Here is a 9,895-nt window from a genome sequence, read left to right as displayed (position 1 = left end):
CCGCCCCCCGCGGGCCCCCCCACCCCCCCCCCCGCCCCCCCCCTCCAACCCCCCCCCCCCGCGCGCCGGGGGGCGGCGGGGGGGCGGGCGCGGCCCCCCCCCCCCCCCCCCCCCGCCACGGTCACTGCTGAGAGCGTGCTGGACTACAGCGCGCCGAATCCCACGCGCCGCGTGCTGGGCTCGCCGATCTCCACGTAAGCGATCCGGTCGGCCGGCACCAGGACCTTGCGGCCCTTCTCGTCCGTGAGGCTGAGCAGCTGCGCCTTACCGGTGAGCGCCTCGGCGACCGTGCTCTCGACCTCTTCGGCGGAAAGCCCGCTCTCCAGAACGATCTCCCGGGGCGTGTGCTGCACCCCGATCTTGACCTCCACGGCTATGTCCCTCCGACGGTCAGTCCCTGCGCGGTGAGCCGCGCCGTACCCAGCACACATTAGCCCGCTGAGGGGGGCCGCCAGTGGCCGGAGAGCAACGCCCGCAGCGAACACGGGCGCGGCCGCGCCGGGCGGCCCGCGTCAGTGCTGATCGATGCCGTGCAGCGGGAAGCCCGCGATGCCCCGCCAGGCCAGCGACGTGAGCAGCTGGACCGCGGTGTCGCGCGGAATGGCCGACCGGCTGGAGAGCCAGTAGCGGGCCACCACCTGGGAGACACCTCCCAGGCCGACCGCGAGCAGCATCGATTCGTCCTTGGACAGCCCCGTGTCACCGGCGATGACGTCGGAGATCGCCTCAGCGCACTGCAGCGAGACCCGGTCGACGCGCTCGCGCACCGCCGGCTCGTTGGTCAGGTCGGACTCGAAGACCAGCCGGAAGGCGCCGCCCTCGTCCTCGACGTACGCGAAGTACGCGTCCATCGTCGCGGCGACCCGCAGCTTGTTGTCGGTGGTCGACGCCAGTGCCGTACGGACCGCCTGGAGAAGCGATTCGCAGTGCTGGTCGAGAAGGGCCAGATAGAGCTCCAGCTTGCCCGGGAAGTGCTGGTAGAGCACCGGCTTGCTGACCCCGGCCCGCTCGGCGATGTCGTCCATCGCGGCGGAGTGGTAGCCCTGCGCCACGAAGACTTCCTGCGCGGCGCCCAGCAGCTGATTGCGTCGGGCGCGGCGAGGCAGGCGAGTGCCTCGCGGGCGCGCCGCCTCGGTCTGCTCGATGGCTGTCACGCCGCCTCCCAAATTTGTGATCGGACACAGCTTTTCCGTGCACGCTGCGCCGTACAGCCATCGTACTTTTGGGTAACCCGGGTACGCGCGGCGCGGACGCAGAATTTCATGGACCGGACGGCTGCGGTAGCCACAGATTCCTCGGCCACCGGGACAAATCAGGTTGTATCAGCGGTATTCGTCCTCATCCTGTGCGACGAAGCGGGCCTGCTCCGCCGCATCCGCCTCGTTGGCACTGTCCCGGTCGATCTCCGTGAGCGGTTCGTCGCGCCGCTGCTGGAGATCGGCCCGCTGCTCGGCGGCGTCGGCCCGGGGGGTCTCCTGGTCCGGTTCGTCCGGCTGGATGTCCTCGAAGGTCTCCGGGTCGCTGGGGTCGACCGTCATGGTGACTCCCTTCCTTGCTTCGAGCGTAGGAGCTACCCCGGCGGGCCGCTACGCGGTCTGTGACCGCGAACACATGAATCGGGGTGTGATCGTCTCGTAACATTGCCGCATGTCTTCGACCGAGCTGCCGGGCGTCCGTGCCGTCGCCGCCGCGGCGTCCCCCGCAGTGGGCACCGTCGGGGTCGCGGAGGGGGAGGAGCTGCGCTCCGTCGCGCTCCCCGGGCTGACGCTGACCGTCCGGTCCCGGCCTCCGCAGCGGGCCGGACTGCCGCCCGCGCTCTACGTGCACGGGCTCGGCGGCTCCTCGCAGAACTGGTCGGCGCTGATGCCGCTGCTCCAGGACGTGGTGGACGGCGAGGCCGTCGACCTGCCCGGCTTCGGCGACTCCTCGCCGCCGGACGACGGGAATTACTCGGTCACCGGGCACGCCCGCGCCGTGATCCGGTTCCTCGACGCCGGGGAGCGCGGGCCGGTCCATCTGTTCGGCAATTCGCTCGGCGGTGCCGTGGCCACCCGGGTCGCCGCGGTCCGTCCCGACCTGGTGCGCACCCTCACCCTCGTGTCGCCCGCGCTCCCCGAGATCCGGGTGCAGCGGTCCGCCATGCCGACGGGGCTGCTCGCGGTGCCCGGTGTGGCCGGCCTGTTCGCCCGGCTGACCAGGGAGTGGTCCGCGGAGGACCGCACCCGTGGCGTGATGGCGCTCTGTTACGGCGATCCTGGGCGGGTCTCCGAGGCGGGCTTCCGCGCGGCGGTGGCCGAAATGGAGCGCCGCATGGAGCTGCCGTACTTCTGGGACGCGATGGCGCGCTCGGCGCGTGGCATTGTCGATGCGTACACGCTCGGCGGTCAGCACGGACTGTGGCGCCAGGCCGAGCGGGTGCTCGCACCGACCCAGCTCGTGTACGGCGGACGGGACCAGCTGGTCTCGTACCGGATGGCGCGCAGGGCGGCCGCGGCCTTCCGCGATTCACGGCTGCTGACGCTGCCCGACGCGGGGCACGTGGCGATGATGGAGTACCCGGAGGTGGTCGCCCAGGCCTTCCGGGAACTGCTCGACGAACGCGGCGGGAGCTGATCCGGGGCGTGGGACGACATAGTCGAAAGGGCCCCAAACCCTCGGGGTCCGACAGCGAGGCCGCCGCCGCGACCGCGGGCGGCGACCGCGAGGGCGTCCGGCCGCCGGGCCCCGGCTCCGGCCGGCGCCGCAGGGTTGCCGACGCACCGTCCGGCTCCGACGGGCACGCCCCGTTCCAGCAGGCCGGACACGTCCGAGGCGGCCACCCCGAGCAGCGCGAACCCGGCGGCGGCTGGGGGACCGGGCCCCAGCCCCGGTTCCGGGCCGAGGACCCCCGGACCGTGGGGCGGCAGGCTTCGGCCCAGCCGCAGGCGGCGTCCCGGCAGCAGCCGCAGACCGGCACCCGGCCGCTGATACCGGGACCGCGGCGCGAGTTCGTCGAAGCGTTCGACGCTCCGCCCGCGCCGCCCGCACCGCGCGGGCCCTCCGTCCCCCCGGCCCGCCCCGCCGATCCGTACGCCCCGGTCGGCGAGTGGGACGAGCGGCCGCCCGACCCGGCCGCCGACCCGGCCGCCGGCAAGGAGAGCAAGGACGGCAAGGGTTCCAAGGGGCGCACCTTCACCGGGATCGCGGCCGCCGCGGTGACCACCGTGCTCGCGGTGGTCGTGGCCGGGCAGGTCGCCCAGGACGACGGCGGCCGGACCAGCGCCGCGCAGCCCGCGGGCGTCGACCGGGACGGCCTCGACGGCACCTCCCGCTCGGACGACCGGGCGACCCCGCAGCCGGTGCGGGTCAAGCCGCTCACGTACGAGCAGAAGATGGCCAAGGCATATCCGCTCGCGCCGAAGCTGACGGCGTCCGGAAAGTTCGAGACGGTTCCGGGGAAGGCGAAGGCGCCCGGCCGGGGGCACAAGTACCAGTACCGGATCGACGTGGAGAAGGGGCTCGGTCTCGACGCCGAGCTCTTCGCCAGGGCCGTCCAGGAGACGCTCAACGACGACCGCAGCTGGGCGCACGACGGGGCGATGACGTTCGAGCGGATCTCCTCCGGCGATCCCGATTTCGTCATCACCCTGGCCAGCCCCGGGACCACCGGCGAGTGGTGCGAGAAGTCCGGTCTGGACACCACGGAGGACAACGTCAGTTGCGACTCCGCGGCGACCGAGCGCGTGATGATCAACGCCTACCGCTGGGCACAGGGGTCGTCGACCTTCGGTCCGGACAAACTCTTCGCCTACCGCCAGATGCTGATCAACCATGAGGTCGGCCACCGGCTGGGCCACAACCATGTGAGTTGCGGCACGGCCGGAGCCCTCGCTCCGGTGATGCAGCAGCAGACCAAGTCGCTGAACATCGACGGGATCAAGTGCCGTCCCAACGCCTGGGTGTATCCGCCCAGTTGATCCGGAACGGGGTGGGCCCGCGAGTGTGGCGGGCCCGCCCCTTCGGTATGCCCGGCACCGCGGCCGTATGCGGAACCGGCGCACGCCTGCCCGCCCTCTGTCCGCATGGTGAGATCGCTGTCTCAATTCGCGTTGACATCCCCTGAGCGGTGATCCATATTTCTCGGCATGTCACACGGCCCCGTCCTCCCCGATCGCGCAGCCATAGAGCTGGCGCTCATCGGTGTGACCGGGCACAGTGTCGCCGACATCGACTGTTGCTGACGCCTGCCCGAGCGCGCGTCCGCCCGCCGTCCGAGCCCTGAACGGGCCGGGCCGCCATGCATGACCGCCGCGCCCGGCGCATTCCCTCCGCAGGCGCGGCAGTTCGTTGTCACCGGTCGGCTTCTCCAGCCGCCGACCGGCTGTGTGCACTCGCTCTCGTCGCTGCCTGCGCGGAACCATTACGTCCCGTTTTGCCCAGGCAGTACATCCGAGAGGTCATCTTCCGATGCGTCAACCGTCCGTCATATCGCGCCGCGTGGCCGCGGCCACCGCAGTACTCGTCGTGGCGGCGGGTGCCGCGGCCTGCGGACCCAAGGAGAACAAGGGCGGCGACGGCAGCTCCGGCGCGGCCGGCAAGCCGCAGAAGGGCGGCACGCTCACCGTCCTCAACAGCAAGCCGCAGGATGACTTCGACCCCGCGCGGCTCTACACCTCCGGCGGCGGCAACGTCCCGTCCCTGGTCTTCCGTACGCTCACCACCCGCAACCGGGAGAACGGCGCCGCCGGAGCGAAGGTCGTCCCCGACCTCGCGACCGACCTGGGCACGCCCAGCAAGAACGCCACCGTGTGGACGTACACCCTCAAGGACGGCCTGAAGTACGAGGACGGCACCGCGATCACCAGTGCCGACATCAAGTACGGCATCGAGCGCTCCTTCGCCGCAGAGCTCTCCGGCGGCGCTCCCTACCTGCGCGACTGGCTGATCGGCGGCGCCGACTACCAGGGCCCGTACAAGGACAAGAAGGGCCTCGACTCGATCGAGACGCCCGACGCGAAGACCATCGTCTTCCACCTCAACAAGCCGGAGGGCGAATTCCCCTTCCTGGCCACGCAGACCCAGACCACCCCGGTGCCCAAGGCCAAGGACACGGGCACCAAGTACGAGGAGCACCCGATCTCCTCGGGCCCGTACAAGGTCGTCAAGAACGAGGGCGACGGTGAGCGCCTGATCCTGGAGCGCAACCCGCACTGGTCGGCGGCGACCGACGAGGAGCGCAAGGCCTACCCCGACCGGATCGACGTGCGCTCCGGGCTCGACTCCGCCGTCATCAACCAGCGCCTGTCCGCCTCGCAGGGCGCCGACGCCGCCGCCGTCACCACCGACACCAACCTGGGCCCGGCCGAACTCGCCAAGGTCACCGGCGACAAGAAGCTCGCCGCCCGCGTCGGCACCGGTCACTTCGGCTACACCAACTACATCGCGTTCAACCCGAAGGTGAAGCCGTTCGACAACCCGAAGGTGCGTCAGGCGATCTCGTACGCCGTCGACCGTTCCTCCGTGGTCAACGCGGCCGGCGGCTCCTCGCTCGCCGAGCCCGCCACCACCTTCCTGCCCGACCAGGCGGCCTTCGGCCACGCGCCGTACGACCACTTCCCGGCAGGGAAGAACGGCAACGCGGCCAAGGCCAGGGAACTGCTGAAGGAGGCCGGCTACCCCAAGGGGCTGACCGTCACCCTCACGCACTCCAACGACAAGGACTTCGCGACGAGCCCGGAGATCGCCACCGCGCTCCAGGAGGCGCTGAAGAAGGCCGGAATCACCGTCAAGCTCCAGGGCCTGGAGTCCAACGACTACTCCGACACCGTCTACAACGTGAAGAGCGAGCCCGGCTTCTTCCTCGGCGGCTGGGGCGCCGACTGGCCGTCCGGCGGCCCGTTCTTCGCGCCGATCTTCGACGGGCGCCAGATCGTCAGGTCGGGCTACAACTTCAACTCCGGCCAGCTGAACGACCCCGCGGTCAACAAGGAGATCGACGAGATCAACAAGCTGACCGACCTGGACGCCGCCGCGAAGCGCTGGGGCGCGCTCGACGAGAAGGTCGGTGAGCAGGCGCTGACCGTGCCGCTCTTCCACCCCGTCTACAAGCGCCTGTACGGCGAGGCCGTCAAGAACGTCGTGATCAGCGACTGGACCGGCGTGCTCGACATCTCGCAGGTCGCGGTCAAGTAGTCATGGCAGAGGCAACTCCGGCCGAGGAGGCGGGGACCGCGAAGGTCCCCGCCTCCGGGGCCAATCCGTTCTGGCGGCGGCTGCGCGCCCGGCGCGCGGCCCTCGTGGCGGCCGCGATCGTCGCCCTGCTGGTCCTGGCGGCGCTCGCCGCACCGCTGCTCGCGGGCATCGAGGGCCAGGACCCCACCACGTACCACCCCGACCTCGTCGACTCCGCCACCGGCGGGGTGCCGGTCGGCTCCTTCGGCGGGATCAGCGCCGAGCACTGGCTCGGCGTCGAACCGCTCACCGGACGCGACCTGTTCGCCCGCGTCGTGTACGGGGCCCGGGTCTCGCTCGGCGTCGCGCTCGCCGCCACCCTGCTCCAGGTGATCGTCGGCGTCGGTATCGGGCTCGCGGCCGGGCTCGGCAACCGCTTCGTCGACCAGGCGCTCAGCCGGGTCACCGACGTCGTGGTCGCGCTGCCCGTCATGGTGATCGCGCTCGGCGCGCTCGCCGTCGTACCCGCGAGCTTCCCCCGCCCGGTCCTGATCGCCGTGATCATCGGCCTGATCGGCTGGTCCGGGACCTCGAAGATCGTGCGCGCCCAGACGCTCTCGCTGAAATCGCGCGACCACGTCGCCGCCGCCCGGCTCAGCGGCTGGGGCTCCTGGCAGATCGCCAGGCGCGAACTGCTGCCCGCACTGGCCGCGCCCGTCATCACCTACGCGGTGCTGCTCTTCCCGTCGAACATCGTCGTCGAGGCGGCCCTGTCCTTCCTCGGCGTGGGCATCAAGCCGCCCACGCCGTCCTGGGGACAGATGCTCAGCGACGCCGACACCTGGTACCAGGCGGCGCCCACCTATCTGCTGATCCCCGCCCTGCTGCTCTTCATCACGGTGCTGGCGCTGACCGTCCTCGGCGAGGGCGTACGCACCGCGCTCGACCCGCGCGCCGAGTCCCGGCTGCGGATCGGCACTGGACGGAAGAAGGAGGCCGACGCGTGAAGTGGTTCCTGCTCAGACGGATCGGCGGAGCACTCTTCGTGCTGCTCGCCCTCAGCGTCGTCGTCTACGCCGCCTTCTACGTCGCCCCCGGCAACGTCGCGCAGATCGCCTGCGGCCCGCGCTGCTCGCCCGCGCAGGTGGCGCAGGTCAGCGAACAGCTGCACCTGGGCGACCCGTTGTACCTGCAGTACGCGCACTTCCTCCAGGCGCTCTTCACCGGCCGCGACTACTCGACCGGCACCGGCGTGCTGCACTGCCAGGCGCCCTGCCTGGGGCTCTCGTACCAGAGCGACCAGCAGGTCACCGAGCTGATCCTGGCCAAGCTCCCGGCCACCGCCTCGCTCGCCGTCGGCGCCTTCGTGCTGTGGATGCTGCTCGGCGTCGGCACCGGACTGCTCTCGGTGTGGCGGCGCGGCCGGCTGACCGAGCGCGTCCTGACCTGGATCACCCTGGCGGGCATGGCGACCCCGGTCTTCGTCATCGGACTGCTGCTGATCATCGTCCTGGTCACGGCGCTCCAGATCCTGCCGTTCCCGGACTACGTACCGCTCACCGAGGACCCGGAGCAGTGGGCCTGGAACCTGCTGCTGCCCTGGATCTCCCTGGCCCTGGTGTCGGCGGCCCCGTACGCCCGGATGACCCGGGCCTCGATGCTGGAGACCCTGGCCGAGGACCATGTGCGCACCTTCAGGGCGTACGGGGTCGGCGAACGGGCGCTCGTGGGACGGCACGCGCTGCGCGGTGCGCTGGCGCCGGTGATCGCGCTCGGCGCACTCGACATCGGCTCGATGTTCGGCGGCGCCGTCCTCACCGAATCGCTCTTCGGGATTCCGGGGGTCGGCCGTGAACTCGTCGACGCCGTGAAACACGTGGACCTTCCGGTGGTCGTCGGTCTGGTGCTCGTCACCGGATTCTTCGTGGTCCTCGCCAATGCCGTCGCCGACATTCTCCAGGCGATGGCCGACCGACGGGTGGTACTGGCATGAGCCTGGTCGAAGTCTCCGATCTCTCGATCTCGTTCGGCGACGTACGAGCCGTGGACGGGCTGTCGTTCTCGCTGGAGGCCGGCGGCGCGCTCGGAGTCGTGGGGGAGTCCGGCTCCGGCAAGAGCGCCTCGGCGTACGCCCTGCTCGGACTGCACCGGGGGACCGGCGCGAGGGTCGGCGGCTCGATCCGGGTCGCCGGGGTGGACGTGACGGCGGCGGACGACGCGGAACTGCGGGCCCTGCGGGGCGCGAAGGCCGCGATGGTCTTCCAGGACCCGCTGTCCTCGCTGGACCCGTACTACGCGGTGGGCGACCAGATCGCCGAGGTGTACCGGGTGCACAACCGGGCCTCCCGCCGGGCGGCGCGGGCGCGGGCGGTGGAGGTGCTGGACCGGGTCGGGATCCCCGACGCGGTACGGCGCTCCCGGTCGAGGCCGCACGAGTTCTCCGGCGGGATGCGGCAGCGGGCGCTGATCGCGATGGCCCTGGCCTGCGAGCCCCAGCTGCTCATCGCCGACGAGCCGACGACCGCCCTGGACGTCACCGTCCAGGCCCAGATCCTGGACCTGCTCCACGATCTGCGCCGCGAGACGGGCATGGGGCTGCTGCTGGTCACGCACGACGTGGGCGTGGCGGCGGAGTCGGTCGACGAGGTGCTGGTCATGCAGTCGGGCCGGGCGGTGGAACGCGGACCGGTGGGCGAGGTGCTCGTGGCGCCGCGCGAGCCGTACACGAGGGCGCTGCTGGCGGCGGTGCCCCGGGTGACGGAGGCGCACGACCGGTCCGGCACGGCGGCGGACGACGGCGAGGTGCTCGTCGAGGCCGACGGCGTCCGGCAGGTGTTCGGCAGGGGGAAGACCGCGCTCGCCGCCGTCGACGGGGTCTCCCTCACCGTCCGGCGCGGCGAGACCCTCGGCATCGTCGGGGAGAGCGGCAGCGGCAAGACCACCCTCGGGCGGATGCTCGTCGGACTGCTGGAGCCCACCTCGGGGCGGCTCAGCCGCGACGCCCGGGTGCAGATGGTCTTCCAGGACCCCGTCTCCTCCCTCAACCCGCGCCGCTCGGTCGGCGAGTCGGTCGCCGACCCGCTGCGGGCCCGTGGGCAGCGCGACGAGGCCGCGATCAGGGCGCGGGTGCGGGACCTGCTGACCCGGGTCGGACTCGACCCGGACAGCTACGACCGCTACCCGCACGAGTTCAGCGGCGGGCAGCGCCAGCGCGTCGGTATCGCACGGGCACTGGCCGCCGAGCCGGAGCTGATCGTCTGCGACGAGGCGGTCTCCGCTCTCGACGTGACGACCCAGGCCCAGGTGACCGCCCTGCTCGCGGAACTCCAGCGGGAACTGGGACTCGCCCTGGTCTTCATCGCCCACGACCTCGCCGTCGTACGGCAGGTCAGCGACCGGGTCGCCGTCATGCGGCAGGGCCGGATCGTCGAGGAGGGCGCGGTGGACCAGGTGTACGGGAACCCCCGGGACCCGTACACCAAGCAGCTGCTGGCGGCCGTTCCCGCGCTCGACCCGGCGCTCGCGACGGTGCGCCGCGCGGCCCGCAAGGAGCTGGCCGCAGCCTGACCCTGAGTGACCGCTCGCTCCCATAGCGCGACAGAACGCTACTGGGGCGGGAAAGTTACGACGGTTCACCCCTTTCGGTGGTGGGGGGGGCCACCCCCCCCCCCCCCCCCCCCCCGGCACCCAACAGGGGGGCCGCCCGGGGGCGCCCCACCCAACCCCGCCGCCCCCCAACCAGCTC

10 protein-coding genes are annotated in these 9,895 nt (G+C 71.8%); 7 read left to right on the top strand and 3 right to left on the bottom strand.

Going from position 1 to position 9,895, the window contains the following annotated elements; translation table 11 throughout:
• Positions 1 to 143 precede the first annotated feature (143 nt).
• From ACFYY7_RS09860 to ACFYY7_RS09850, 3 genes are all read right to left on the bottom strand, one after another.
• Positions 144 to 371 (bottom strand): DUF3107 domain-containing protein, encoded by a 228-nt coding sequence (locus tag ACFYY7_RS09860; RefSeq protein WP_218105578.1) that lies wholly within the window; start codon positions 369 to 371, stop codon positions 144 to 146.
• A 141-nt stretch (positions 372 to 512) separates the two neighbouring features.
• Positions 513 to 1,154, bottom strand: coding sequence for a TetR/AcrR family transcriptional regulator (locus ACFYY7_RS09855; protein WP_018105511.1), 642 nt, complete (start codon positions 1,152 to 1,154; stop codon positions 513 to 515).
• 168 nt (positions 1,155 to 1,322) lie between these two features.
• Positions 1,323 to 1,538: a hypothetical protein gene (locus tag ACFYY7_RS09850; protein WP_388659219.1), complete on the bottom strand. Its 216-nt coding sequence runs from the start codon at positions 1,536 to 1,538 to the stop codon at positions 1,323 to 1,325.
• A 109-nt stretch (positions 1,539 to 1,647) separates the two neighbouring features.
• Between ACFYY7_RS09850 and ACFYY7_RS09845 the strand changes: the two genes are divergently transcribed.
• The 7 genes from ACFYY7_RS09845 (at position 1,648) to ACFYY7_RS09815 (ending at position 9,717) form a co-directional block, all read left to right on the top strand.
• Entirely contained in the window at positions 1,648 to 2,613 is a 966-nt protein-coding gene (locus tag ACFYY7_RS09845; RefSeq protein ID WP_388659217.1) for an alpha/beta fold hydrolase, read from the top strand.
• Positions 2,614 to 2,621: 8 nt separating this feature from the next.
• Entirely contained in the window at positions 2,622 to 3,956 is a 1,335-nt protein-coding gene (locus tag ACFYY7_RS09840) for a DUF3152 domain-containing protein (protein WP_388659214.1), read from the top strand.
• Positions 3,957 to 4,124: 168 nt separating this feature from the next.
• On the top strand, positions 4,125 to 4,220 hold the full coding sequence (locus tag ACFYY7_RS09835; protein WP_323185735.1) for an Ms4533A family Cys-rich leader peptide: 96 nt from the start codon (positions 4,125 to 4,127) through the stop codon (positions 4,218 to 4,220).
• A gap of 226 nt (positions 4,221 to 4,446) precedes the next feature.
• Positions 4,447 to 6,171 carry an ABC transporter substrate-binding protein gene (locus ACFYY7_RS09830; protein ID WP_388659211.1) on the top strand — a complete coding sequence of 575 codons (1,725 nt, stop codon included), beginning with the start codon at positions 4,447 to 4,449 and terminating at the stop codon, positions 6,169 to 6,171.
• Between the two features lie 2 nt (positions 6,172 to 6,173).
• Positions 6,174 to 7,157, top strand: coding sequence for an ABC transporter permease (locus ACFYY7_RS09825; RefSeq protein ID WP_388659208.1), 984 nt, complete (start codon positions 6,174 to 6,176; stop codon positions 7,155 to 7,157).
• Positions 7,154 to 8,143 carry an ABC transporter permease gene (locus ACFYY7_RS09820; protein ID WP_356088462.1) on the top strand — a complete coding sequence of 330 codons (990 nt, stop codon included), beginning with the start codon at positions 7,154 to 7,156 and terminating at the stop codon, positions 8,141 to 8,143. Before ACFYY7_RS09825 ends, ACFYY7_RS09820 begins: the two co-directional genes overlap by 4 nt.
• Complete coding sequence (locus tag ACFYY7_RS09815) at positions 8,140 to 9,717, top strand: dipeptide ABC transporter ATP-binding protein (RefSeq protein ID WP_388659205.1); 1,578 nt, start codon at positions 8,140 to 8,142, stop codon at positions 9,715 to 9,717. Before ACFYY7_RS09820 ends, ACFYY7_RS09815 begins: the two co-directional genes overlap by 4 nt.
• The last annotated feature ends 178 nt before the right edge of the window (positions 9,718 to 9,895 follow it).

Source organism: Streptomyces sp. NPDC001933 (assembly GCF_042890955.1).
GTDB lineage: Bacteria > Actinomycetota > Actinomycetes > Streptomycetales > Streptomycetaceae > Streptomyces.
Note: the sequence above shows the minus strand (reverse complement) of the source record. Positions and strands in the feature narration are given on the sequence as shown.

Coding starts and splice junctions, on each gene's coding strand:
- ACFYY7_RS09825 (WP_388659208.1), top strand. CDS start 6,174: ATGGCAGAGGCAACTCCGGCCGAGGAGGCGGGGACCGCGAAGGTCCCC.
- ACFYY7_RS09815 (WP_388659205.1), top strand. CDS start 8,140: ATGAGCCTGGTCGAAGTCTCCGATCTCTCGATCTCGTTCGGCGACGTA.
- ACFYY7_RS09845 (WP_388659217.1), top strand. CDS start 1,648: ATGTCTTCGACCGAGCTGCCGGGCGTCCGTGCCGTCGCCGCCGCGGCG.
- ACFYY7_RS09830 (WP_388659211.1), top strand. CDS start 4,447: ATGCGTCAACCGTCCGTCATATCGCGCCGCGTGGCCGCGGCCACCGCA.
- ACFYY7_RS09835 (WP_323185735.1), top strand. CDS start 4,125: ATGTCACACGGCCCCGTCCTCCCCGATCGCGCAGCCATAGAGCTGGCG.
- ACFYY7_RS09850 (WP_388659219.1), bottom strand. CDS start 1,538: ATGACGGTCGACCCCAGCGACCCGGAGACCTTCGAGGACATCCAGCCG.